Annotated in this window: 21 protein-coding genes; 10 read left to right on the top strand and 11 right to left on the bottom strand. The window is 73.4% G+C overall.

The features are described from left to right. Window positions 1-60: 60 nt before the first annotated feature. The 4 genes from J8M51_RS08650 to J8M51_RS08635 form a co-directional block, all read right to left on the bottom strand. Window positions 61-2,499: a right-handed parallel beta-helix repeat-containing protein gene (locus J8M51_RS08650; RefSeq protein WP_179203356.1), complete on the bottom strand. Its 2,439-nt coding sequence runs from the start codon at window positions 2,497-2,499 to the stop codon at window positions 61-63. A 111-nt stretch (window positions 2,500-2,610) separates the two neighbouring features. Beyond that, window positions 2,611-3,234, bottom strand: a complete 624-nt coding sequence (locus tag J8M51_RS08645; RefSeq protein ID WP_086760943.1) for an Rv1733c family protein — start codon at window positions 3,232-3,234, stop codon at window positions 2,611-2,613. Window positions 3,235-3,402: 168 nt separating this feature from the next. After that, window positions 3,403-4,227 carry an MOSC domain-containing protein gene (locus J8M51_RS08640; RefSeq protein ID WP_086760941.1) on the bottom strand — a complete coding sequence of 275 codons (825 nt, stop codon included), beginning with the start codon at window positions 4,225-4,227 and terminating at the stop codon, window positions 3,403-3,405. 78 nt (window positions 4,228-4,305) lie between these two features. Next, on the bottom strand, window positions 4,306-4,743 hold the full coding sequence (locus tag J8M51_RS08635; RefSeq protein WP_086760939.1) for a DUF6643 family protein: 438 nt from the start codon (window positions 4,741-4,743) through the stop codon (window positions 4,306-4,308). A gap of 317 nt (window positions 4,744-5,060) precedes the next feature. Between J8M51_RS08635 and J8M51_RS08630 the strand changes: the two genes are divergently transcribed. Further along, entirely contained in the window at window positions 5,061-6,344 is a 1,284-nt protein-coding gene (locus tag J8M51_RS08630; protein ID WP_267299081.1) for a TerD family protein, read from the top strand. Between the two features lie 11 nt (window positions 6,345-6,355). On the opposite strand, the gene J8M51_RS08625 is transcribed toward J8M51_RS08630, so the two are convergent. After that, window positions 6,356-7,531 carry a glycosyltransferase gene (locus tag J8M51_RS08625; protein WP_267299080.1) on the bottom strand — a complete coding sequence of 392 codons (1,176 nt, stop codon included), beginning with the start codon at window positions 7,529-7,531 and terminating at the stop codon, window positions 6,356-6,358. 57 nt (window positions 7,532-7,588) lie between these two features. Between J8M51_RS08625 and J8M51_RS08620 the strand changes: the two genes are divergently transcribed. After that, window positions 7,589-8,395 carry a glutamate racemase gene (locus J8M51_RS08620; RefSeq protein WP_086762186.1) on the top strand — a complete coding sequence of 269 codons (807 nt, stop codon included), beginning with the start codon at window positions 7,589-7,591 and terminating at the stop codon, window positions 8,393-8,395. Between the two features lie 50 nt (window positions 8,396-8,445). Then, window positions 8,446-9,003 (top strand): hypothetical protein, encoded by a 558-nt coding sequence (locus tag J8M51_RS08615; RefSeq protein WP_086762190.1) that lies wholly within the window; start codon window positions 8,446-8,448, stop codon window positions 9,001-9,003. 26 nt (window positions 9,004-9,029) lie between these two features. Here the strand turns inward: J8M51_RS08615 and J8M51_RS08610 are convergent, their stop codons facing one another. Beyond that, window positions 9,030-10,169 carry an O-antigen ligase family protein gene (locus tag J8M51_RS08610; protein WP_398855764.1) on the bottom strand — a complete coding sequence of 380 codons (1,140 nt, stop codon included), beginning with the start codon at window positions 10,167-10,169 and terminating at the stop codon, window positions 9,030-9,032. A 205-nt stretch (window positions 10,170-10,374) separates the two neighbouring features. Here J8M51_RS08610 and lnt point away from each other — a divergent pair, with 205 nt between their 5' ends. The 4 genes from lnt (at window position 10,375) to J8M51_RS08590 (ending at window position 16,777) form a co-directional block, all read left to right on the top strand. Next, window positions 10,375-11,991, top strand: coding sequence for an apolipoprotein N-acyltransferase (gene lnt, locus J8M51_RS08605; protein WP_267299079.1), 1,617 nt, complete (start codon window positions 10,375-10,377; stop codon window positions 11,989-11,991). Between the two features lie 67 nt (window positions 11,992-12,058). After that, the gene (locus tag J8M51_RS08600) at window positions 12,059-12,532 is read left to right on the top strand and encodes an NUDIX hydrolase (RefSeq protein WP_086751646.1); all 474 of its coding nucleotides are present in this window, start codon (window positions 12,059-12,061) and stop codon (window positions 12,530-12,532) included. A 213-nt stretch (window positions 12,533-12,745) separates the two neighbouring features. Further along, entirely contained in the window at window positions 12,746-15,745 is a 3,000-nt protein-coding gene (locus J8M51_RS08595) for an aminotransferase (protein ID WP_267299078.1), read from the top strand. A 6-nt stretch (window positions 15,746-15,751) separates the two neighbouring features. Then, window positions 15,752-16,777 carry a LacI family DNA-binding transcriptional regulator gene (locus J8M51_RS08590; RefSeq protein ID WP_086757657.1) on the top strand — a complete coding sequence of 342 codons (1,026 nt, stop codon included), beginning with the start codon at window positions 15,752-15,754 and terminating at the stop codon, window positions 16,775-16,777. Window positions 16,778-16,818: 41 nt separating this feature from the next. Here J8M51_RS08590 and J8M51_RS08585 read toward each other — a convergent pair whose 3' ends face one another. After that, entirely contained in the window at window positions 16,819-17,991 is a 1,173-nt protein-coding gene (locus J8M51_RS08585) for a hypothetical protein (RefSeq protein ID WP_256965218.1), read from the bottom strand. A 191-nt stretch (window positions 17,992-18,182) separates the two neighbouring features. Here J8M51_RS08585 and J8M51_RS08580 point away from each other — a divergent pair, with 191 nt between their 5' ends. Then, the gene (locus J8M51_RS08580; RefSeq protein ID WP_216587488.1) at window positions 18,183-18,773 is read left to right on the top strand and encodes a TetR/AcrR family transcriptional regulator; all 591 of its coding nucleotides are present in this window, start codon (window positions 18,183-18,185) and stop codon (window positions 18,771-18,773) included. Window positions 18,774-18,818: 45 nt separating this feature from the next. Here J8M51_RS08580 and J8M51_RS08575 read toward each other — a convergent pair whose 3' ends face one another. Further along, window positions 18,819-19,598, bottom strand: a complete 780-nt coding sequence (locus J8M51_RS08575) for a PaaX family transcriptional regulator C-terminal domain-containing protein (protein ID WP_216587489.1) — start codon at window positions 19,596-19,598, stop codon at window positions 18,819-18,821. 75 nt (window positions 19,599-19,673) lie between these two features. On the opposite strand from J8M51_RS08575, the gene J8M51_RS08570 reads away from it, so the two are divergent. Both J8M51_RS08570 and J8M51_RS08565 read left to right on the top strand, forming a co-directional pair. Then, window positions 19,674-21,341 (top strand): acyl-CoA dehydrogenase family protein, encoded by a 1,668-nt coding sequence (locus J8M51_RS08570; protein WP_086754667.1) that lies wholly within the window; start codon window positions 19,674-19,676, stop codon window positions 21,339-21,341. Window positions 21,342-21,449: 108 nt separating this feature from the next. Next, a complete protein-coding gene (locus J8M51_RS08565) occupies window positions 21,450-22,028 on the top strand; it encodes a TetR/AcrR family transcriptional regulator (protein WP_086754668.1) in 579 nt (192 codons plus the stop codon). Window positions 22,029-22,104: 76 nt separating this feature from the next. Here J8M51_RS08565 and J8M51_RS08560 read toward each other — a convergent pair whose 3' ends face one another. The 3 genes from J8M51_RS08560 to J8M51_RS08550 all read right to left on the bottom strand — a co-directional run bounded on the left by J8M51_RS08560 (window position 22,105) and on the right by J8M51_RS08550 (window position 24,994). Continuing rightward, window positions 22,105-23,085: a protein-ADP-ribose hydrolase gene (locus J8M51_RS08560; protein WP_086754666.1), complete on the bottom strand. Its 981-nt coding sequence runs from the start codon at window positions 23,083-23,085 to the stop codon at window positions 22,105-22,107. Window positions 23,086-23,087: 2 nt separating this feature from the next. Continuing rightward, window positions 23,088-24,026 (bottom strand): SDR family oxidoreductase, encoded by a 939-nt coding sequence (locus J8M51_RS08555; protein WP_086754665.1) that lies wholly within the window; start codon window positions 24,024-24,026, stop codon window positions 23,088-23,090. 83 nt (window positions 24,027-24,109) lie between these two features. Then, complete coding sequence (locus J8M51_RS08550) at window positions 24,110-24,994, bottom strand: SIR2 family NAD-dependent protein deacylase (protein ID WP_267299077.1); 885 nt, start codon at window positions 24,992-24,994, stop codon at window positions 24,110-24,112. Window positions 24,995-25,045: the final 51 nt, after the last annotated feature.

Below are 25,045 nucleotides of genomic sequence, written 5' to 3'. Positions count from 1 at the left end.
CCGGCCGACCGTACCCCGGGGGTGGGGTCCACCCCCGGGGGCAAACCCCAGCGACATCCGCTACGGCAGCTGCGGCAGGTCCTCCGCGTAGAGCAACGTCAGGGCGTCCGTGTCCGGTTCGTCCACGTGGGCCACCCGGCTCGCGTGCCGCTCGACCATCGCCTCGAAGGTCTGCCGCGCGGTCCGGCCGTTGCCGAAGGCCGGGCCCTTGGGCAACTCCGTGAAGTAGTCCAGCAGGGCCTCGCCCGCGCCCGGCGCCAGCCGGTACTCGTGCTCCTCGGCCTGCTGCTCCACGATGCGCAGCAGCTCGTCCGGGACGTAGTCGTCGAAGGTGATGGTCCGTGAGAAACGGGACGCCACACCGGGGTTGACGGTGAGGAAGCGCTCCATCTCGGCCGTGTAGCCCGCGACGATCACCACGACCGCGTCCCGGTGGTCCTCCATCAGCTTCACCAGGGTGTCGATGGCCTCCTTGCCGAAGTCCCTCCCCGAGTCCTCCGGCGACAGCGCGTACGCCTCGTCGATGAACAGCACACCGCCACGGGCCCGTTCGAAGGCCTCCTGGGTGCGGATCGCGGTGGAGCCGATGTGCTCGCCGACCAGGTCGACCCGGGACACCTCGACGAGATGCCCCTTCTCCAGGACGCCGAGCGAGTGCAGGATCTCGCCGTAGAGGCGGGCGACCGTCGTCTTGCCGGTGCCGGGTGAGCCGGTGAAGACCAGGTGCCGTTTCACCGAGGCCGCCTTGAGGCCGGCCTGCTGGCGGCGGCGGCCCACCTCGATCATGTCGGTCAGGGCGCGGACCTCGCGCTTGACGCTGTCCAGGCCGACCAGCGCGTCCAGTTCACCGAGGACGGCCTTGGAGGCCCGGGCCGGCTGCTCCGGCTCGGCGTCGGGCACGGCGGCCGGCGGCTGTTCGGCGGTGCGCTGACCCGGGATCGAGCCCAGCAGACCGGGCGACCGGGACGTGGTCTGCGTGGCCGTCTCCGGCAGAGCCGGGGGCCGAACGCCCGCGCTCTCGTCGCTGGTGCAGTCCTCGACCACCGGACCGCCGCCCGGGGCGCCGGGACCGCCGTCCGCGAACTCGTAGCCACCGCGTGCGCAGCGCTCCGTACGGCACTTGCGCAGGGTCGCCCGGCAGCCGTCGATGACGTGGAAGCCGTACCCTCCGCTGCCCGTCACCCGGCAGTTGAGGAAGCTGCCGCGGCCCTCGGCGGAGACGTAGAAGCCGGCCTCGGCGGGCGAGGTGACCGTGCAGCGCTCGATGGTCGGGTCGGCGCCCTTGGTGACGATCACGCCGGTCTGGGTGCCGTCCACCGTGCAGTTGTTGAGGGTGCCGCCGCTGCCGTGGTCGCGGAACCAGGCGCCCGTCGCGGCGTCCCGGATGCGGCAGTCGTCGAGCTGCGCGGTCGCGCCGTCGCTCACCGACACCGCCGTGTTCCGCACCTGCGACAGGTCGCTGTCGACGACGTCCGCGCGCGAGCCCCGGTCCAGCACGAACAGGGCGTCCGGCACGTCGTGCACCCGGCAGGACTCCAGTACCACGGTCGCGCCGTCGCTGACCCAGACGGCCGGGTAGTCGCCGGTGCTGTCGAAGATCTCGCACTGGTTGGCGTCCACGCGGGTGCCCGGGTCCCACACCGACAGTCCGTTGCGCCCGAACTGCCGTACCGAGGTGCGGGTCAGGGTGAGGACGGAGCGCGAGCGGAGGTCCACCGCGTTCTCCGGGATGTCGTGGATGCGGCAGTCGGCGAGGGTGAGCACCGCGTCGGTGTCGAGGGTGACCCCGTCGGTCGTCGTGCGGTGCACATCGCAGTCGGTGAGATGGCCCGTGGCCCGCCCGGTGATCTGCACTCCGCTGCCGCGGACCTCGTAGACCTCGCAACCGACCGCCTCCAGCGCGGAGTTCTCGCCGGTCGCCGTCAGGCCGGAGCCCGAGGTGTGGTGGATCCGGCAGCGCTCCAGCCGGGGGTGGCCGCCGCCGCGCACCGCGACTCCGGCCTGGCCCGCCGCGACGACCTCGCACTCCTCGAACACGCCCCCGCCGCCGTCGACCACGGCGATACCGCTGCCGGCCGGGTTGTCGACCGTGCAGCGCCGGACCGTGGGGCGGGCGCCGCCGCGCACCTCGATACCGGCCGCGGACCGGGTGACGATCCGCAGGTCCAGCAGCTCGGGGGTGCCGTCCTCGACGAGCAGCGCGGGCGCGGTCGTGTCCTGGCCCTCCACATGCAGGTCCTGGATCACGGCCGAGGCCGACACGGTCAGCGGCACGCCGTCCAAGGGCGCGATGCGCACCGAGCCGGGCGAACCCTCCGGGCCGCGCAGCGTGACCTCCCGCTGCACGACGAGGTTCTCCCGGTACGTGCCGGGGGCGACGATGAGCACATCGCCGTCGCTCGCGGCCTCCAGGGCCGCGGCGAGCGAAGAGTACTCACCCGTGCGGCGCCGCCACCGCGATGTACCGGTGTGCGTCACCTGGACCGTGCCCTGTGCCATGGTGTTGCTCTGCCCCCACCTCGTGGAACGCGGGTCGATGCCGAACAGTTCGGCTGGTCGGTCCACCGTAGCGTGCGCGGGCAGGGGGAGTTGACCGGAGTGGGAAGGCCGTCAGCTGCCCGTGCCCGTCCTGCCCCAGTCCGGCCCCGCCTTGTCCCATGCCTGGTCCAGGCGGGCGTACCGGCGGCGGATCATGTGCCAGACGATCAGCCGTCTGCAGCCCTCGACGAGCCCGGCGGCGAGCACGGTGGCGCCGAATCCGGCCAGTACCGCGTGGGTCGTGGCGGTGGCGGTGTCCAGCGGGCGGCCGACCGTGCGGCCCTGGCTGTCGGTCCACAGCGTGAACCGGTCGCCGGGCAGGGGGGTCTTGAGGTTCGCCATGACCGTGCCCTGGCGTTCGGTGCCGTCCGGGCCGGTCCAGTCGGCGACCACCCGGCTCTGGCGGTCGCGGGTCGTGGCGGTCTCCGGATCGGGGTCCAGCGGGGAGCCGTCGACCTTCTTGACGACGGTGGCCGTCACCCGGTGCCGGGACTGCTGCTGGTCGCGCACGGACTGCTGCAGGGCGCTCTGGGCGCTGGTGCCGGCGGCGGCGCCGATCAGGGGGGCGGCGACGAGGATCAGGACGAGGGCCGCGAACGCCAGCCAGGCCTCGGCGAGATCGGTCGGCCGCCGCAGTGGATTGTGCCGCCAACGCCACAGTCCGCCGAACGCCTGTAGCCCGCCGATCGCCCGCACTGCCCCACCACCCCCTTACGAGAGAGTGACATCACCCTCCCACCGGCCTTCTCATGGACTTCTCACAAAGGCCCAACGGCCGGAACCGAGGTCTGTGTTCCCCGCACGGACGGAATCATAGGAGGTTGAATATTCAAAGAGAGAGGGGGGTGAAGGCGCCGAGGCGCGCTATTCGAGCACCCGCAGCGGATCGCCGACGCGAACCGTGCCCGGGGATTCCGGAACGAGGTTCTGTCCGAAGACCAGTTTGTCGCCGAAACGGCGATGACGGGCGAGGGTGCGCAGCGGCTCACGGCCGCGTGCGGCGGTCTCCTGGTCGGTGGTGGTGACCACGCACCGGCCGCACATCCTGGCGACCCGGAGGACGACCTCGCCGATCGCGACGCGCCGCCAGCCGTCCTCGGCCCAGGCGTCGGTGCCGTCGATCACCACGTTCGGCCGGAAACGGTTCATCGGGAGCGGGCCCTCCTCGGGGTGGTCGCCCTGTGCGACCAGGGAGTTGAGCGCGTCCAGCGAGGCGAGCGTGGTGAGCAGCAGCGGATAGCCGTCGGCGAAGGTGACGGTCTCGCCGGGGCGGGCGTACTCGGGGTCGATCGGGCGGCGGGTCGCCGGGTCGTCGAGGTGCACGAGCCGCACGGGGACACCGAGGAAGTCGCTGAACCAGGCGTGCGCCGCCTCGCCCGCGAGGACCCCCTCCACCTTGTCCCGCCAGATCTCCACGGTGACCGTGCCGGTCGGCTCCGGCACGGGGACGGGGAGCGGCGCGCGGCCGGCCGCGGACAGCAAGAGGCCGCCGCCGGGCAGTAGCCCCGCGGCGGCCAACGTCATACGCGGATGCGGACGTTGTGTGATGACCTTGCCCGAGCCGTCGACCAGCACCCAACGACGGTCGCCCGCCAGCCCCCAGGGCTCCACGACGGCCTCGTCCAGGGCGAAGCCCCGGGCCGCCTTCAGCGGGTGGACATGGATCGAGTGCAGTGACGGATTCCCCATGGGCTCATCCTGCCAGCAGGCGGTGACAATCCCAGGTGAAATATGCCGAATGCTCTGGTTGTCTCAGTGCCCGGCGCCTCAGTACCCCCGGTACTGCTGGCCGTTGTACGGGTCCTGCGGGTACGGGCCCGCCGGACCCGGGCGGGGAGCCGCCGGGCGCATGGCCTCGTAACCGGCCATCGGGCGCTGCTGTTGCTGCTGCGGCTGGGCGCCCGGGTAGCCGCGCGGACCTCCGGCCTGCTGCGGGATGTACGCGTTGGGGGCCTGCTGCAGCGGCGAGGGCTGCTGGGCCTGCGGATAGCCGTAGGACGGCTGGGAGGGGCCGGCCGGCAGCGCGGGCAGCGCCGACGGGAGCGCGGGCAGGTTGCTGCCCGGGGTGTCGTACTGGGCGGGTACCCGGATCGGGGCGATCTGAGGGGTTCCCCGCTCGGCGACGAGTGAGTCGTAGATCGGGGTGTCCGCGAAGGACGAGGCGGAGTAGTAACCGCCGCCGTAGGTGGAGCGGGGGGAGGTCATGGCACATAAGTTAAGCCCACGATGTGCTGGTTGGGGAGACCGATAAGAGGGTTGTTTTCCGTGTCGGCAGTGACGCCGGATCCCCAATGCGAGCGAACTCGGCGAAAAAGGGCAGCAAAGCGCGTACTGATCGTGTAAAGGCCGAGTTCCCAGGGGGTTACCAGCGGTTGGCCGGGCATCTTTCGGTACGGGATCTGGGGGTTCCGGGTCCCGGGGGAATAGGTTTGGCGCCGACAACGGATCCGGCCGGATCCGACGGTCCGCGTGGGACGCGGCCTGGCGACGACCTTCTGGATGACCTTCTGATGGGGGCGGACATGTCAATGCCGAAAGGATCGAACACGGCGGTGCCGACCACGGCGCTGCGCGTGGAACTGGGCCGGCGCTCCGGACCGGGCCTGCCCGACACGGACGCCTCGGCGCTGTTGCTCGTCGGCGGAAAAGTGCGCTCGGACGCCGACTTCGTCTTCTACAACCAGCCCGCCCACTCCTCCGGCGCGGTCCGGCACGAGGGCAAACGGGACACCGGCGGGCAGGTGACCGAGTCGCTGCTCGTCGACCTCGCGCGCGTGGAGCCCACCGTCGAGACCGTGGTGCTGGCCGCCTCGGCGGACGGCGGCACCTTCGGGCAGGTGCCCGGACTGCACATCCGGGTCCTCGACGAACGGGCGGGCACCGAGCTCGCGCGCTACGACAGCACCGACGCCGGCGCCGAAACCGCTTTCGTACTCGGCGAGTTCTACCGCCGTCAGGGCGCCTGGAAGTTCCGCGCCGTGGGCCAGGGCTACAGCAGCGGACTGGAAGGCCTCGCCACCGACTTCGGCATCTCCGTGGACGAACCGCAGCACACCACGGCGGCGGCACCCGCACCGGCGCCCGCGCCCGTCGCTCCGCCCGTGACCGCCCGCCCCGTCACCGCTCCGCCCTCGCCGCCCGCCCCGCCCGCCGCGCCCCCGGCTCCGGTCCGGCTCACCAAGGTCACGCTCACCAAGGACGCCCCGGCGGTCTCCCTGGCCAAACAGGGCGGCACCTCCGGCGCGATGCGCGTGAACCTCAACTGGGAGGTGCGCAAACAGTTCAAGGGGTGGGGCAGCAAGCTGGGCCGGGCCGTCGCCATGCACGCGGACCTCGACCTCGACCTGTGCGCCCTGTTCGAACTCTCCGACGGCAGCAAGGGAGTCGTCCAGGCGCTCGGCAACGCCTTCGGCTCGCTGCGCCAGCCGCCGTTCATCCACCTCGACGGCGACGACCGCACCGGCGCCGTCAGCAGCGGCGAGAACCTCACCATCAACCTCGACCACCAGCAGTACTTCCGGCGCATCCTCATCTTCGTCACCATCTACGAGGGAGCCCGCTCCTTCGCCGACCTGCACGCGACGGTCACCCTCCAGCCGCAGCACGGCGCCCCCATCGACTTCTCCCTCGACGAGTGCACCGTCCCCTCCACCGTCTGCGCCCTCGCCCTCATCACCAGCCAGGGCGGGGACCTCATCGTCCAGCGTGAGGCCCGCTACCTCGTCCCCGAACGCGGAGTGAGCCCGCAGCGCACGGTCGACTACGCCTACGGGTGGGGCATGAACTGGACGCCCGGCAGGAAATAGCCGGCGTCGCGCTAACCCTCGTCCGGCACCGGCTCCGGGCGCGCGTAGGTGCGGCCCTTCCAGGCCGCGCCTACGCCCCTGTGGTGCCGCACCGCCGAGTCGACCGTCATCAGCAGATACAGGAACGCGGTGAACGGCAGCAGCGGAGCGAGCCCGACCGGCTGACCGTAGTGGCGGAGCATCGGCAGGTACGTCGCCGCCATCACCAGCCAGGCCACACCGCCGAGGAGCGCCGTCGCCGTGTCCCCCGTGGCCACCCCCGTCAGGAGCGCGACCGGCGGGACGAGGTAGACCAGGGCGAGGCCGAGGACCGTGCCGAGCAGCAGCGGCGGGCTGTGCCGCAACTGGGCGTAGGCGCTGCGCGCGACCATGTGCCACAGATCGCGCAGCCCGGGGTAGGGGCGCACGCTGTCCACCCGCTCCGCCAGCCCCAGCCAGATGTGGCCGCCGCTCCGCTTGACCGCGCGGGCCAGCGCCACGTCGTCGATGACCGACTGCCGGATCGCGTCCGGGATGCGCGCCCGCCCGGCCGCCGCGGCGCTCAGCAGCACACAGCCGCCCGCCGCCGCGGCCGTGCGCGCACCCCGTACGCCGATCCACCGGAACGGATACAGCTGGGCGAAGAAGTAGACGAAGGCGGGCACCACCAGCCGCTCCCACACGCTCTCGGCGCGCAGCCGGGCCATCTGGGAGACGAGGTGGAAGCCGCCGGTGCGCGCGGCGGCCACCAGCGCGCGCAGACTGTCCGGCCGGTGCGCGATGTCCGCGTCCGTCAGCAGCAGGAACTCGGGCCCACGCGCGTGTGCCAGCTCCATCCCGTGCCGTACGGCCCACAGCTTGCCCGTCCAGCCGGCGGGCGGCTCCCCGGGCGAGGACACCGTCAGGGGCAGCCCGCCGAAGCGCCGGGACAGGTCATGGGCCAGGTCACCGGTGCCGTCCGAGCTGCCGTCGTCCACCAGGAGGACCTCGGCCCGGCCGGGATAGTCCTGGGCCAGCAGCGACGGCAGGCTCTCGGGCAGGACGGCGGCCTCGTCACGGGCGGGGACGACGACACAGACGTACGGCCAGTCGTCCGGGTCCCGGCGGGGTGGCAGGCGCACATCGGTGCGCCAGAAGAAGCCCTGGCCGAGCAGCAGCCACAGCCAGGCGGTGAGTGATCCGGCGGCGATCCAGGCGAAGGCGCTCACGCCCGCAGTCTGCCCCACGGGAGCGGCCGTACCGAGGCCATCGTCTATCGTGGCCGGGTGAAGATCGCGCTCATGGACTCCGGTATCGGTCTGCTCCCCGCCGCCGCCGCGGTACGGCGGCTGCGGCCCGACGCCGATCTCGTGATCTCCTCGGACCCCGACGGCATGCCCTGGGGGCCGCGCACCCCCGAGGACCTGACGGAGCGCGCCCTCGCCGTCGCCGAGGCGGCGGCGGCCCACCGGCCCGACGCCCTGATCGTCGGCTGCAACACCGCGTCCGTGCACGCCCTGCCCGCCCTGCGCGCCCTCCTCGAACCCGGACTGCCGGTCATCGGCACGGTCCCGGCGATCAAGCCGGCCGCGTCCGGCGGCGGCCCCTTCACCATCTGGGCGACGCCCGCCACCACCGGCAGCCCCTATCAGCGGGGCCTCATCGAGGAGTTCGCCGACGGGGTGCCGGTCACCGAGGTCCCCTGCTGGGGACTGGCCGAAGCCGTGGAGCACGCCGACGACGCCGCGATCGACACCGCCATCGCCGCCGCCGCGGCGCTGACCCCCGAGGACGTGACGACCGTCGTCCTCGGCTGCACCCACTACGAACTGGTCGCCGCACGCATCCGCGCGGCCGTCCAGCAGCCCGGCCGGCCGCCCCGCGTGCTGCACGGCAGCGCCGGCGCCGTCGCCGCGCAGGCGTTGCGCCGCATCGGCGAACTGCCGAAGCCCGAGGCCGACTGGACCGGGTCGACCCTCACCGTCGTCCTCAGCGGACGCGAGGGGTCGCTGCCCGCCCCGGCCCTCGCCTACGAGGAGGGCCGACTGCTCGGCACGACCGCTGCCGCACTGGCCGTCCACCCGGAGCAGTGACGTTCCGCAACCAGGTGCCCGCGCTGCGGAACCTGAGTACTCTCAAGGCCATGAGGGACCACCCCCACGGCGAGACGGGCGCCCCCGCGGGCCCGCACCCCGAGGTCTGGACCGGCCGCGCGACCAACCGCGGCCAATGGCTGCTGGCACTCGGCGGCGCCGCCTTCATGGCACTGGGAATCGAGCTCGCGGTCGACTCGGCGTGGGCGTCCGGGATCGCCCCGCTCGTCATGTCGGTCGTCGGCTGCATCGCGGCCGGACTGCTCGTCCTCTTCGGCACGCTCGCCTTCGTCCATGTGTCCGTGAAGGTCGACGACGAGTGCCTCGAAGTCCGCTGCGGCCACATCGGCGTACCCCGCCGCCGCATCCCCCTCTCCCAGGTCGCCGACGCCGTCTTCGCCCCCTGTGTCACCCCCCATCAGTGGGGTGGCTGGGGTTATCGCTGGCGTCCCGAGAAGGGCACCGCCGTCGTCGTACGACGGGGGGAGGCCGTGGTGCTGCGGCTCTGGGACGGCCACACCTTCACCATCACGGTCGACAACGCGGAGACGGCCGTGAGTGTCATCCGCGCCCGGCTCACCCCGAAGGCGTCCGGCGCCGCGCACTGAGGTTCGCTGACGCCCCGCCCGCGCGACTACCGGTCGTCGAGACCGGGTTCCCCGGGTTCGCCGACGCCGTCCATCCCGTGCACCCCTTCCATTCCGTGCACCCCTTCCGTCTCGTCCGTCTCGTCCGTCGTGTGGAACCCGTCCGTCAGGGGCCGGGCCGTCGCCATGCCCGCGAGCAGGCCCGCGCCCGCCGTCACCGTCGTGAAGCTGAGCGCGTTGCCGACCGCCGCGATCGCGGCCAGCGCGGTCAGCGCCGCGCCCGCGGTGAGGACGACCGGTGTGGCGCGGGGGGTCCGCCACAGGACGTACAGGATCCAGCCGAACACCGCGGCGAGCAGCGCGACGCCGACGAGACCCTGTTCGGCGGCCAGTTGCAGAGGCGCCGAATGGGGCTTGTCGTCGGCCGCCACCGACCGCGCCACCGTCGGACTGAGTTCCCCGAAGCGGCCCGGTCCCGCGCCCAGCAGCGGATCGTCGTGGACGAGGCCGAGCGCGTCGTGCCACAGCAGGACCCGGTGCGGGGTGAGCTGACCCTCCAGCGAGTCGGTCAGCCCGGCCGGTAGGGCGTCCTCGGCGATGGCCCAGACCGTCCCCGTGACCAGGGCGGTGCCGAGCGCCAGCCCCGCGATCCCCAGACCCCGGTGGCGCATCCGGGCCGCCGCGAGCGAGCACAACAGCACCCCGGCGCAGGCGGCGAAGCCGGTGACCGAGCCGAGCACCGCCGCTGTCACCGCGATCCCGCAGGTCAGCAGCCGCAGGGCCAGCCGGGGCCCGGACGAACGGGCCGCCCAGGCGGCACAGCAGGCGGCGCCCGCGGACAGGGCCAGCAGCGCGGAGGTCGCTCCGGTGTGCCCGAGCGGTGAGATCAGCGGGGAGCCCGCCAGGGTGTGCGGGGCGGTGACCGCCAGACCGAGACCGGCCAGCGCCCCGGCGGACGGTGCCACCACCGGCAGCAGGGCCCCGCAGATCCGGCCCGCCGCATAGCCGGCCGCCACCGCGAGCACCGCCAGCAGCACACCCTCCGGACGGCCGCCCCGGGCCGTCGCCGTGACCAGCGACCAGGCCGCGCACGCCCCGAGCAGCAGTACGCCCGTGACATCGGAGACGTTCCGTCTCTCGTGCGCGGCCGACGCCCCGGCCGTGGACCCCGTCCCCGTCGACCCCAAACCGCCGCCCCCCGACTGTGCCGGGCCCCGACCGCCCGGACCGCGTTCGGCCGCACGTCAGAGGCTCGCGCACACGGTAACGGGTGATGCGCCGGTTTGTGCACGAGTTATGCAGGAACGATGCGGCTGGTCTGCGACAAAAGCCTCACCGGGGACGCACGGGCCGCGCTGTCGGCGCCGGGGTGACGCGCCGTACACTCCCCGAGTGACCGTCACCGCCACTCCCGTAGACGAGCCGGAACAGCTCGAACCCCAGGCCACGCCCGTCTCCCGGGTGTCCCGCTGGGTCCATCGGCTCCTTCCGGCCGCCGCCGCGGCGCTCTCCGGGGTGCTGCTCTACGTCAGCTTCCCGCCGCGCACCCTGTGGTGGCTGGCCCTGCCCGCCTTCGCGGTGTTCGGCTGGGTGCTGCGCGGGAGGAGCTGGAAGGCGGGCCTCGGCCTCGGCTATCTCTTCGGCGCCGGGTTCCTGCTGCCGCTGCTGGTGTGGACCGGTGTGGAGGTCGGCCCCGGCCCGTGGCTGGCGCTCGCCCTGATCGAGGCGGTGTTCGTGGCGCTCGTCGGCGCGGGCGTCGCCGTCGTGTCGAAGCTGCCGGGCTGGCCGGTGTGGGCGGCTGCCCTGTGGATCGCTGGGGAGGCGGCACGCGCGCGTGCCCCGTTCAGCGGGTTCCCCTGGGGCAAGATCGCCTTCGGCCAGGCCGACGGCGTCTTCCTGCCGCTCGCCGCGCTCGGCGGCACCCCCGTCCTCGGCTTCGCGGTCGTCCTGTGCGGCTTCGGTCTGTACGAGGTGGTGCGTCTGGTCGTGGCGAACCGGGGCGGCGGCGAGGCCGTGCGCCGGAGCGCCGCGATCGTGGCCGCGCTGACCGTCACGGTCCCGCTGGTGGGCGCCTTCGCCTCCCGCGCGCTGGTGAGCGACAAGGCGGAGGACGGCACCGCGACCGTCGCCGTCATCCAGGGCAATGTGCCGCGACTGGGCCTCGACTTCAACGCCCAGCGGCGGGCCGTGCTCGACTACCACGCCAAGGAGACCGAGCGGCTGGCCGCCGAGGTCAAGGCCGGCAAGGTCGCCCGGCCCGACTTCGTGCTGTGGCCGGAGAACTCCTCCGACATCGACCCCTTCGCCAACTCCGACGCCCGCGCGGTGATCGACCGGGCCGCCGCCGCCATCGGCGCACCCATCTCCGTCGGCGGTGTCGTCGAGCGGGACGGCAGGCTCTACAACGAGCAGATCCTCTGGGACCCGGAGAAGGGCCCCGTCGACACCTACGACAAGCGGCAGATCCAGCCGTTCGGTGAGTATCTGCCGCTGCGGTCGCTGATCGGCGCCATCAACAGCGAGTGGACGTCCATGGTCCGCCAGGACTTCAGCCGGGGCAGCGAGCCCGGTGTCTTCACCATGGACGGCGCCAAGGTCGGCCTCGTCACCTGCTACGAGGCGGCCTTCGACTGGGCCGTGCGCTCCGAGGTCACCGACGGCGCCCAGCTGATCTCGGTGCCGAGCAACAACGCCACCTTCGACCGCAGCGAGATGACCTACCAGCAGCTCGCCATGTCCCGGGTCCGCGCCGTCGAGCACAGCCGCACCGTCACCGTCCCGGTCACCAGCGGCGTCAGTGCGATCATCATGCCGGACGGCAGGATCACCCAGAAGACCGGAATGTTCGTCCCCGATTCGCTGGTGCAGAAGGTGCCGCTGCGCTCCTCGCAGACGCCCGCCACCCGGCTCGGCATCGCGCCCGAGATGCTGTTGGTGCTGGTCGCGGCAGGTGGGCTCGGCTGGGCCATCGGGGCCGGTGTGCGCGGGAGGCGCGCCGGTGGCGTGTAGCCGTACGCCTGTCGTGCGCGTCCCGGACGGTACGGGGTGACGGAACCGGCCCATTAGGGTCGGCTCCATGGCTACCCCTGATTTCATCCGCACACTCCGTGTCTCCGCAGGCAACCAGCTGCTCTGGCTCCCCGGAGTCACCGCCCTCGTCTTCGACGACGACGGCAGACTGCTGCTGGGCCGCCGGTCCGACACCGGGAAGTGGGCGCTGATCGGTGGCATCCCGGACCCGGGGGAGCAGCCGGCGGCCTGTGCCGTGCGGGAGGTGTACGAGGAGACGGCGGTCCGCTGCGTCGCCGAACGCATCGTCCTCGTCCAGGCGTTGGAGCCGGTGCGGTACGACAACGGGGACATCTGCCAGTACATGGACACCACGTTCCGCTGCCGGGCCGTCGGGGGCGAGGCGAAGGTCAACGACGACGAGTCGCTGGACGTCGGCTGGTTCTCGCTGGACGCCCTGCCGGATCTGAACGAGTTCGCGCTGTTCCGGATCAAGCAGGCGATGTCCGACTCGGCCGCCTGGTTCGACCCGGTGGTCTGAGCCTGCCACTCCCGCATCCCCTGTCCCACGCCTCACGCCTCACGCCCGACGGTCCGCGGCGGGCCGCCCCGCCGCGCGCCCGGACCAGTTCCGGCGGCCCCGCCCACGAGCGCGTCCGCTGTTCCGGCGGATGGTCCGGGTGTGTATTGACGCGTTCGAGATGTCGGCCCTACCTTTGCCGGAACGTTCCGGCAAGGTGAGGCGGAGCCCTCGATGAGTCATCCCCAGCGCTTTCCCTCGGTCGACGAGGCCGAGCTGACGGCCCTGCTCGCCACCCGGTTCGGTGTGCGCGGCACGCTCAAGGACCTGGGCAGCCAGCAGGACCGCAACTACCGGGTCCGCACGGACGCGGGCGACCATGTGCTGAAGCTGGCCAACCCCGCGACCGATCCGGCCGGGCTGGACGCGCAGACCGCGGCGGTCGAGCACTTGGCCGCGCTGCTTCCCGGGGTGCGGCTGCCCCGGGCGCGGGCCGGTGTGGACGGGGCGGCGGTCCAGTGGCTCACCGTCGGTGGCGTCGAACTCGCCTGCCGGCTCCTGGACTTCGTACCGGGCGAACCGATCATGGACAGTCGCTATCTCGCCCCGCGGGTCGTCGCCCGGCTCGGCGAACTCGCCGGGCGGATCGCGGTCGGGCTCGCCGACTTCGAACGGGCCGGATCCGCTGTGGACGGGCCCGGCCCGGACCCCACCCGGATGTGGGACCTGCGCAACGCGCCCGCGGTGATCGAGGACCTGGCCCCGCGACTGTCCGACCAGGTGCGTGCCCAGCGTGTGCTGCGGGCCGCCCGTGCCGCGTACGGGCTGGTGGAGCCGTACGCCGCTGTGCTGCCGACGCAGGTCGTGCACGGCGATGTGACCGACAACAACGTGGTCTGCGAGACGGCTCCCGACGGGCGCCCGATGCCGGTCGGAGTCATCGACTTCGGCGATCTGGGCCTCGGCTGGACCGTGGCGGAGCTGGCGGTGACCTGTACCTCCGTACTCCACCACCACGGAACGGGACCGGCGTCCGTGCTGCCGGCCGTCCGCGCCTTCGACGCGGTGCGTCCGCTCACGGACGAGGAGGTGGCCGTGGTGTGGCCGCTGATCGTCCTGAGGTCGGCCGTCATGGTGGTCAGCGGGCAGTACGACACCGTGCTCGACCCGGACAACCGCTACGCCTCGGCCGCGCTGGACCGCGAGTGGGCGATGTTCGAGGCAGCCGTGTCGGTCCCGGCACAGGTCATGACGGCCCTCTTCCGGCACGCGCTCGGCCGTCCGGTGACGCTGACCGGGGAGACCGGGGAGACCGGGGTGCCGACCGCGAGCCGGCTGCTGCCCGCGCTGCCGGACGAGGTGGATGTCCTCGACCTGTCCACGACCGGCGACGAGCTGCACTCCGGGCGCTGGCTGGAGCCGGGCATCGAACGCACGCTCGCGGTGGAGGCGTTGGCGGCGGGCCGGGTGGCCGTACGGACCCGGCACGGCGAGTACCGGCTGACCCGGGCCTCGGTCGACGGCGCCGACTTCGCCGAGACCTGCGCGCTCGGGGTGGACCTGTACGTCACCGGCCCGTCGGCGGTCCACGCCCCCTGGGACGGGACGGTCGTCCGGAACCCCGACGGCACGCTCACCCTCAGCCGCGGCGACGGACCCGACCTCGTCCTGGACGGTGTCGATGTCGATGTCGATGTCGAGAGCCTGCCCGGTCGCGTCCGGGCCGGGAAGCCGCTCGGCACGGTGGCCGGCCGGGACGGCGTCCATGTGCTGGGCGTCCGGCTCTGCGCGCTCCCCGGCGAGCGTCCGCCACGGTTCGCCGCCCCCGAACTCGCCGACGGCTGGCTCGCGCTGTGCCCCGACCCGACCGCGCTGCTGCTCGGCGAGGGGGCGCGGGCCGGCCGGGGCGAGACCCCGGGCGACGAGGGGCGCGGCGCCGAACCGGCCGTCGCCGACGAGGAGTTGCTGGAGCGCCGGGAGAACTCCTTCGCCACCGTCCAGGAGCACTACTTCGCGGAGCCGCCGCGCGTCGAACGCGGCTGGCGGCACCACCTGGTCGACACCCGGGGCCGCGTCCACCTCGACATGCTCAACAACGTCACCGTCCTCGGCCACGGCCACCCCGCGCTGAGCGACGCCGTGCACCGGCAGTGGCGGCGGCTGAACACCAACTCCCGCTTCCACTACGCCTCGGTGGTCGAACTCTCCGAGCGGCTCACCGCGACGCTGCCCGCCGAACTGGACACCGTGTTCCTGGTGAACAGCGGCTCCGAGGCGGTCGACCTGGCACTGCGGCTCGCGTGGGCGACGACCGGACGACAGGACGTGGTCGCCGTCGAGGAGGCGTACCACGGCTGGACGTACGCGAGCGACGCCGTCTCCACCTCGATCGCCGACAATCCGGGTGCCCTCGACTCCCGCCCGTCGTGGGTGCACACCGTCGCGGCACCCAACTCCTACCGGGGCCGCCACCGGGGAGAAGAGGCCCACCGGTACGGCCCCGAGGCCGCCGAACGGATCGCCGGACTCGCGGCGCGCGGCACCCCGCCGGCCGCCTTCCTCTGCGAGCCCTTCTACGGCAACGCGGGCGGCATGCCCCTGCCCGACGGCTACCTCCGGCAGGTCTACGCGGCCACCCGTGCCGTCGGCGGACTCTGCCTCGCGGACGAGGTGCAGGTCGGCTACGGCCGACTGGGCACCCACTTCTGGGGGTTCGAGCAGCAGGGCGTCGTACCGGACGTGGTGACCGTCGCCAAGGCCATGGGCAACGGGCATCCGCTGGGCGCGGTGATCACCCGCCGGGAGATCGCCGAGGCCTACCGGACCCAGGGCTACTTCTTCTCGTCCGCCGGCGGCAGCCCGGTCAGCTCGGTGGTCGGGCTGGCCGTGCTCGACGCACTGCGCGACGAGGACCTCCAGGCCAACGCCCGTGATGTGGGCGGCTACTTGAAGGACCGGCTCCTCGAACTCGCCGCCCGCCACCCGCTGATCGGCGCGGTGCACGGCTCCGGCCTGTACCTGGGCGTGGAGTTCGTACGCGACCGTACGACGCTGGAACCGGCCACCGAGGAGACGGCCGCGATCTGTGAGCGGCTGCGTGAACTCGGCGTCATCATGCAGCCGACCTCCGACCGGCAGTGCGTGCTGAAGATCAAGCCGCCGCTGTGTCTGCCCCGGGACGGCGCGGATCTGTTCGTCGCCGCCCTCGACGACGTCCTGACACACGGATGGTGACCCGCGATGCCGTCTAGGACGCCGGCCGTGCCCCCCGGCCCCGACGCCCCGCCGACCATCGCCGACGTGGCACGCGAGGCGGACGTCTCCAAGACGACGGCGTCGGACGCGCTGCGCGGGCACGGCCGGGTGTCGGAGCCGACACGACGGGCGGTCCTGGCGGCGGCCGAGCGGCTGGGGTACGCGCCCAACCGCAGCGCCCGCAGTCTGCGCACCTCGGTCACCGAGACCATCGCGCTGCACATCCCGGAGTTCCTGACCGGCGCCGAGTACTACATGGCGTTCGTGTTCGGCGTCGCCGAACAGGCGGCCCGCGCCGGGCTGAACGTCACGCTGCTCTCCTCCGGGCACCTCCCGCACCGGCGGGGCGCGGTCCCCCAGGTGGACGGCATCGTGCTGTGCGATCCGGTGGCGGAGGACCCCGTGGTCGAGCAGTTGATGAACAGCGGACTGCCGGTCGTCACGGCCGAGAGGTACGTCGGCCGGCGGCAGCCGACCGGGGTGATCTGGTCCGACCACGACACGGCGATGACCGCACTGCTGGACCATCTGTACGAGGCCGGGGCCCGGTGTCCGGCGTTCGTCGCCCCCGACATCACCTCGGACTGGTCCCTCACCCTCCAGCGGACCCATGCCCGCTGGTGCGGTGAGCGCGGTCTGCCCGTGCTCGTCAGCAGGGCGCCGTTCGGCCCCCCGCCCGACGTACTGCGGGGCGTCGTACGGGAGTTGCTGGCCAGGACGCCCGGGATCGACGCGATCGTGTGCGCGGCGGACGGGGCGGCCGCCGTCGTTCTGCCCGAACTGCGGGCCGGCGGACGGACGGTGGGCGAGGATCTCCTGCTCGCCTCCTGCGTCGACAGCTCCGCCATGCGCACGGCGGAGCCCCCGATCACCGCGGTGGACCTGCGACCGCGGACCATGGGCGTCGAATGCGCCCGGCTGCTCTGCGAGATCCTCGCCGGCGAGACGCCGCGCGGGACCGTACGCGTCCTTCCCATCGAGATGCACATGCGGGCCTCCACGCGCGCGTAGGCGCTTCCGAAACCCTCACACCACCTCGATCGGCCTGGTTCTCACGGCGACTCGCTCCTCGTTGCCTCCGGAGCCTCCGCGGTATCGGGAGCCCCGGTGGTCTCCGTGCGGGCCACGGTCACCCGGAGGGTCACGGCGGTCGCCGCTCCCGCGAGCGGGCCCCAGATCAGCGCGGCCGGGACACCGTCACCGAGATTGCCCGCCAGGTACAGGTCCCAGCGCAGGGTCGTCCCGTCCACCAGCATCCGCAGGAACTGGCTCGTCAGCAGGCCGAGGACGGTCGCGCAGACCGCGCCCACCGCCAGCGCCGGAACCGTGGCACGGGTCAGCAGGCCCGGCAGCAGCCGCAGGGCCCACCACACCACGACCAGCAGCAGGGCGTCGACGGCCCGGTACAGCGACCAGTCGCCGAGCGAGGTGCCCGCCGGACCCGACCAGCCGCCCAACAGCAGCCACTGGCGCAGCAGATCGCCCGGTTCGGAGAGCAGGCCGCTGCCCGTGAAGGCCGTCTGGAGCGAGGCGGCGACCGACTCGTAGGAGAGGACCACCAGGGAGAACGCGATCACCAGGGTTCCCGCCGTGGCGGCCAGGCGTCCGGCCCGCGCCGGGACGACCTCCTGCGGCAGCGGACCGGCGCCCTTGGCGGTGACCCGGGCGACGAGCACCGTCACCGCGGCGGCGGCCAGGGCCGTGACCACCAGCACCTGCCGCCCGGACGAGATCACGCCCGCCAGCTGCGGCAGGAAGCGGTAACTCCCGTGGCCCTGCGAGGCGATCAGCCAGGGCGCGGAGACGATGACCGCCAGCGTGCCCGCCACCAGACCCCAGGCCCACACCGCGAGCAGCGCCGCCGTCGCCCGGCCCCGCACCGGCGGCAGCCTGCGGACCAGGAGCAGCGCCCCGGGCACGAAGAAGGCGAGGACGGCGGTGAAACGGATCTGCAGCGCGGTCTCGTACAGCGAGCGATAGCGCGAGCCGTCGCTGCGGAAGGTGTCCCCGAGTCCGCTCACCTCCGCGCCGAGCTGCGACGAGGCCGGCGGGTCGTACGACCATGGCGCGAGCCAGCGTTCCAGGTCGCCGGCGGCCTGGGCGCCCAGCACCTCGGTCGCGCCCCGCAGCCGCAGCGCGCTCTCGCTCGCCCCCGCCCACCACAGCAGCGCCACCAACAGCACTGCGCCGATCACCGCCGGTATCGCCGCACGCCGGTATGTCATGTGTCGTCCCCCGATCGACCGTGCACCCGTGAAATCCCTGGCAGATTCCCTGGCAGAGGGAAGAGAGTACGGCGCGCCGCTCAGATGGGGATCACAGGGGTCCGTCGGCGCAGCCACCCTCTTCCGCCCGCCCCTGCGGGTGGGGTCGCGCTAGACTATGACGATCGATATAGCCAGAGGGGAGCACGGTCTTGACCCAAGGCGGCAAGCCGTCCCGTGAACGCATCGTGGCCGGGGCGGCCGACCTGATCAGCAGGCGCGGTCTGAACGCCGCGAGCATCCGGAACCTGGCCAAGCACGCCAAGGCGCCCCTCGGCTCGACCTACCACTACTTCCCCGAGGGCAAGGGGCAGTTGGCCACCGAGGCCGTGCGGTACGCGGACGCGGCCGTCGCCCGCGCCCTGGGCAAGGCCCTGGAGGCGGGCCCGGTCGCCGGACTGCGGGCCTTTCTGGGGCTCTGGCGCGGCATCGTCCTCGACAGCGACTTCCACGCCGGCTGCCCCGTGCTCGCCGTCTCGGTCGAGGAGCCGCCGGACGACGAGATCCCGCCGGCGCTCACCGCCGCCGCGGAGGCGTTCACCCACTGGGAGCGCCTGCTCGCCGACGCGCTGCGCGACCACGGGGCCGACCCGGAGCGGGCCCCCGCCCTCGCCGCCCTCGTCGTCGCCTCGGTCGAGGGCGCCATCGCCATGTGCCGCGCCAAGCGCGGCATCCAACCCCTCGACCAGGTGGCGGAGCAGCTGGAGGCGTTGGTCGCGGGGGCGGTGGAACGGCGGGGCTGAGCGGACGTGGGCGGTGCCGCCGGTGCGCGGCGCGGTGCCCCGGCCTCAGTCCCGGTGCCCCAGCACCGCCCCGACCAGCTCCCGCCGGTACTCCGTGTACGCGGCGCGCAGCGCGGGGCCGGGCCAGTTCTCCGGGAGGAGTTCGGGGGGCAGGACCGGGTCGGCCAGCAGATGGCGTACGGCGGCGGCGAGGGCCGTGAAGCGGTCGGCGGGCTCCCGGGTCCGCTCGATGTGGGCGAGGAGTGCCTCGGCGGTGACGGCCCATGCCTCCAGGGGCCACAGGCGCGCCGCCAGGTCCCGGTCCGCCGCGATGCCGTCCCGTGTGCCGCCCACGGCCGGGCGGCCGGTGAAGCGCTGGACCGTCGGGTCGGGGGCGGCCGGTGGGCGGGGGTGGTCGAGGTTGGCCGGGCGGAGCCAGACGCCCTCGCGCAGCTCGGCGAGGCGCAGGGAGATCAGACGGCCGCGGAGGTCGGCGCGTTCGGCGGGGCTGCGGCCCGTGGCGGTGACGATCACCATCTCCCAGTCGCCGTCCCACGGCCGGGTCCCGGGGTGCACCGACTCGTCCTGGCGCCGCTGACGGTCCAGGAGCCGGTCGCTGAGCCGGTACACCGCGTCCGCGCGCCGCAGGTCCCCGGCCGACACCATGCGGCTCAGCGCGGCCCGCAGCGTGGACCCGGCCACCCCGAAGGCCTCCACATGGCGCACCAGATCCTTCACCGGCAGCTCGGGCGGATGCATGCCCAGCAGCAGGCTCAGCACGACCGAGCGGGCGGACAGCGGCCGTAGTTCCAGCTCGGCGGGGTGCCCCGGCGCGTTCGTCTGCATGGCCCGAACTGTACGGGGCACTCGATCATTGTTACGTGATGGCTGCGACCGTAGGAATGATGTAATACTCCGCTCATGGTTCCGATACGCACGCACACGCAGCCGCAGTACGCCACCCGGCACACCCACGACGTCACCAACCAGCCCCCGCCGCTCGCCCCCTACGACGCCGCCGAGGACGTCGCCCTGCTGGAGGGGCTGCGCAGGGAGGGCGCGGGGTGGGCCGAGAAGGACGTCCGGCGGCTCGGGCTGCTCGCCGGGGGCGTGGCGGCGCAGGAGTGGGCCGAGCAGGCCAACCGGTACGAGCCGGAGCTGCGCACCCACGACCGCTACGGCAACCGTGTCGACGAGGTGGACTTCCACCCCGCCTGGCACCACCTGATGCGGACCGCCGTCGAGGAGGGCCTGGCGGGGTCGGCCTGGGCGGACGACCGGCCCGGCGCCCATGTCGCGCGCATCGCGGGAGCCCTGGTCTGGGGCCACACCGAGGCCGGGCACACCTGTCCGACCTCGATGACGTACGCCGTCGTGCCCGCGCTGCGCCGGCAGCCGGAGCTGGCCGCCGTGTACGAGCCGCTGCTGACCGGCCGGGAGTACGAGCCGGGGCTGCGGGTGCCCACCGGCAAGCGCGGGCTGCTCGCCGGGATGGGCATGACCGAGAAGCAGGGCGGCAGTGACGTACGCGCCAACACCACGACGGCGACCCCGAGTTCCGAGCCCGGTGTGTACACCCTGCGCGGGCACAAGTGGTTCACGTCGGCGCCGATGTGCGATCTGTTCCTGGTGCTGGCGCAGGCCCCGGACGGGCTGACCTGCTTCCTGGTCCCGCGCGTCCTGCCCGACGGCAGCCGCAACACCTTCCGGATCCAGCGGCTCAAGGACAAGCTGGGCAACCGCTCCAACGCGTCCTCGGAGCCGGAGTTCGACGGGACCGTGGCCTGGCGGGTCGGGCCCGAGGGGCAGGGGGTGAAGACCATCATCGAGATGGTCAACTGCACCCGGCTCGACTGTGTGATGGGCTCGGCGACCCTGATGCGCAGGACACTCGTCGAGGCGGGCCATCACGCACGGCACCGCAGCGCGTTCGGCGCCCGGCTCCTCGACCAGCCCCTGATGCGCAACGTCCTGGCCGACCTCGCGCTGGAGTCCGAGGCGGCGACGGCCCTCACCCTGCGGCTGGCGGGCGCCGCCGACCGGTCGGTGCGCGGGGACGAGGGCGAGCGGACGTTCCGCCGGATCGCCACCGCCGTCGGCAAGTACTGGGTGACCAAGCGCGGCCCGGCCTTCACCGCCGAGGCGCTGGAGTGCCTCGGCGGCAACGGCTATGTCGAGGACTCGGGCATGCCCCGCCACTACCGCGAGGCACCTCTGCTGTCGATCTGGGAGGGCTCGGGCAACGTCAACGCGCTCGACGTCCTGCGGGCGTTGACCCGCAGCCCCGGCACGGCGGAGGCCCTCTTCGCCGAAGTCGCCCTGGCCCGGGGCGCGGACGCCCGGCTCGACGAGGCCGCCGCCCGCCTGAAGGACGCGGTGCGCGAGGCCGACCAGGCCGGCGCCCGCCGCCTGGTGGAGCGCATGGCCCTGACCCTGCAGGCATCCCTGCTGGTCCGGCACGCCCCGCCCGCCGTCGCCGACGCCTTCTGCGCGACCCGCCTCGGCGGCGACTGGGGCCACGCCTACGGCACCCTCCCCGGCTCCGCCGACGTGGACGGCATCCTCCGCCGCGCCCTGCCGGCCGGCTGACTGCCGGGCGCCCGCTCCGTGGAGGCCTGGCTGTAAATCGCGGTAAGGTGGCCCTAAGTGGACATCTGTCCGTCAGGGCTGGGCGTGTGTCAGGGAAGAGGGCCAGTGGTGTCGACGGGTGAGGTGCCCCAGCGGTCCGACGCGCAGCGCAACCGTGAGCGCATCCTGGAAGTGGCGCTGGTCGAACTGTCGCGTTCGGCCGACGTCCCGCTCAGCACGATCGCCAAGAAGGCGGGCGTCGGACAGGGCACCTTCTACCGCAACTTCCCCGACCGTGAGGCGCTCGTCCTGGAGGTCCACCGCCAGGAGATCCAGCAACTCGTCGACAGCGCGGCCGAGTTGCTGGGGACCCATGAGCCCGACGAGGCGTTGCGCGCCTGGATGGACGGTCTGGCCCGCTACGCCACGGCCAAGGCCGGCCTCGCGGACGCGCTGCGCCGGGCGTCGGCCGCGACGGGCGGCCCCGCGAAGCCCGGCTATCCGCTCCTGCTCGCCGCGATCGAGAGTCTGCTCGACGCCAACCACCGGGCCGGCACCATCCGGCCCGGAGTGACCACCGACGACTTCGTCCTCGCCATCGCCGGTGTCTGGCAGATCGGCTCCGGGGACGACTGGCAGAGCCGCGCCACCCGCCTCTTCGACCTCGTCATGCGCGGCCTGCGCTCGGGGGCGCCCTGCCGCAGGTGACCCCGCCGAGGGCCTCCGTTCAGGAGCGGTCCAGGGTGCGGCGGACGACGTACGGCGGGTCGGACGGGAGGCCCGGTCAGCCCGTCGGTGTCCCGGTGAGCGTGCGCCGGTACACGGCCTCGTCGTCGGCGGCGAAGACGTTGAGCACGACCCGGTCGAGGCGGCCGGGATGGGCGGTGAGCCAGTCGGAGACCGTGCGCAGGGCGATGGCCGCCGCCTCCGGCTTGGGGTAGCCGAAGACACCGGTGCTCACGGAGCAGAAGGCGAGCGTGCGGACCGTCCCCACCTCGGCGGCCAGGTCGAGACAGGCCCGGTACGCGCCCGCCAGGGCCTCGGCGTCGCCTCGCGTGGGACGGTCCCGGACCACCGGACCGACCGTGTGCAGGACATGGGCGGCCGGCAGATGGTGACCCCGGGTGATCTTGGCGGTGCCGGTCGGTTCCGACGCGCCCTGAAGGGTGACGACCGTGTGGCAGTCGTCCCGCAGCCGGGGCCCGGCGGCGCTGTGGATGGCGTTGTCCACGCACGGGTGCAGGGGCTGGAAGCAGCCGAGCAGCGCGCTGTTGGCCGCGTTGACGACGGCGTCCGCCGCGAGCGTGGTGAGGTCGCCCCGCCACAGGGACATCTGCCCGGCCGAGCGGTACGCGGTGTGCGGGAACTCCTCGGCGACCGTGGGCAGTTCGGCGACGTCGACGGCCGGCCGCAGCCGGCGCTCCAGGTCCAGGACCGCGTCCACCGCGTCCCGCGCGTCGGGGGAGAGGGGGCCCGGCGGGCGGACGGTCAGCAGGGCGCGCAGCACCCGGCGGGCCGTCGCCGCGTCCGCGAGGTCCCGCAGGGTGCCGGTCCGCAGACCCAGCCGGGACACGGCCGGATCGGTGGCGAGCAGCCTCAGCGCCGCACGGACGAACGCGTCCAGCTGTTCGGCCGAGGCGTCGGAGGGTGGCGCGGGCCGCTCGACGGGCTCGTCCAGCGCGATCGCGGCGCGATAGGCGGCCAGCGGCAGCGCCGACGGCCCGGCCCCGGGCGCGCCGGGGCCGTCGTACGGGGTGCGCGGCATCGTCACGGGAGGGGCCGTTCGGTGGCGTCGAGGACATCGGCGAGGGTGCGGGCCGGACGGCCGGTGAGGTCGGGGACGGCACTGCTGACACCGTCGAGCTCACCGGTCGCGATGGCTGTGTACGTGGAGACCCAGGCGTCGAGCTGCCAGGGCGGGGCGTCGTACGAGGCGCGCGAGGCGTACGCCTCCTCGATCGTCTCCGGCCGGTAGCGGAACGGGCGTCCGAGCCGTTCCGAGAGGATCGCTGCGGCCTCGTCCAGCGTGAGCGACTCGGGGCCGGTCAGATCGTAGGCCGCTCCGGCGTGGTCGGCGGGCCGGGTCAGGACCGTCACGGCGGCGTCGGCGATGTCGTCCTGGGCGACGAACGCGGCCCGTCCCTGCCCGGCGGGGCCCCGGATGACGCCGTCCTCGCCGGCCAGATGCCGGACGAAGTCCGCGTACAGGTTGTCCCGCAGGAAGGTGTGGGCGAGGCCGCTCGCCCGGATGTGCTCCTCGGTGTGGAAGTGGTCGCGGGCGAGGGTGAACGCGGCCTCGGGCGCGGCGCCGAAGAAGGACACGTACACCAGGTGCTCGACCCCCGCCTCCACGGCCGCGTCGACGAACGTCCTGTGCTGGGCGACCCGGTCGACGCTCTCGGAGGCGGAGACCATGAACACGGTCCGTGCTCCGCCGAGGCCGCGCACGACGGCGTCACGGTCGCCGAAGCCGCCCTTGACCGCCGTCGCACCGGGCAGCTCCGGGGCCCGCTCGGGGCTGCGCACCAGCAGCCGCTGCGCGACGCCCCGCTCGGCCAGCCGGCGGGCGACGCGTCCGCCGAGGCGTCCCGTGGCTCCGGTGACCACGATCGGCGGAGGGACGGGGGTGCGGGGAGTGCCGGGTGCGGTGGGCGCGGAGGGTGTGGTCGGCGTGGTCGGGTCGGTCGGTTCCGAGGGGGTGGTCATGGTGCTCACGTCCTGATGGGTCGGTGTCCTCGATGGTCCTGCCGCGACGGGGTCGCCGTCCCCGGCGTGCGGCGGCGTGTCCTCTACGTGGTGAGCGCGTCCAGCAGCCGGTCCGCTCCGAACGGTACGGACAGGGCCCGGTCGCCGAGGTCGGCGGGCACCTCCGGGTGGTCGGGATTCACCCGCACCAGGCGGGCCCCGGGGGTGTGCCGTACGACGTGCTCCATGGGCCGGCGGATCACGCCGGGGGTATTGAACCCGGCGCCGATCTCCAGGACGAGGAGGCGGGCGCCGCCCGGCGCGTCGCCGAGCCAGCGGTTCAGCCGCTCCCCGGCGGGCAGATGGGCGCCGTCGACGAACTCCGGGCCCACCCGCACGTTCGGGAACACGTCCGCCCCGCAGTTCGGGCAGACGGGCAGGGCGGACGGGTCGCCCACCCGGCCCGTCCCACGGTCGTAGGCGGCGAGGACACGGTCGAGGAACGGCTTCGCCGCCCAGGTCTCCTGGACGCACGGCACGGTGCACTGGAGGCGGCCGTAGTCGCCCTGCGGGGTGAAGACCCGGTCCGCGGCGAAGCCGCTGCGGGCGAACAGCGCGTCGACGTTCGACGTCATCACCCAGTGGTCGCGCTCCCCGACCAGCGAACGCAGCCGCCCGTAGAGGGGGTTGGGCGCGGAACCGTATCGGATGTCGTCGATGTGCACGGCCCAGTAGCCCCACATCATGTCCGGCGGCAGCGGGACGCCCAGCAGATAGCGAGAGCGCAGACCGAGCCCGTACAGGGCCGGGAACAGTTCCCGGAAGCGCTCGGTGTCGCCGTAGTCGAATCCGGCGGCGGCGCTCAGCCCCGCGCCGGCCGCGACCAGGACCCGGTCGGACTCGCCGAGCCAGCCGTGGAGCGTCTCGGTGATGGCCGGGAGACCGGCGGGTGACGCCGGGTGGTCCACGGCGTCGTTCTGGACCGTCATCTGTCGGGATCCTTTCGGGGCGCGCCCCCAACCTAGGGCGCGGAGCGGCCG

This window comes from Streptomyces griseiscabiei (assembly GCF_020010925.1).
GTDB lineage: Bacteria > Actinomycetota > Actinomycetes > Streptomycetales > Streptomycetaceae > Streptomyces > Streptomyces griseiscabiei.
Note: the sequence above shows the minus strand (reverse complement) of the source record. Positions and strands in the feature narration are given on the sequence as shown.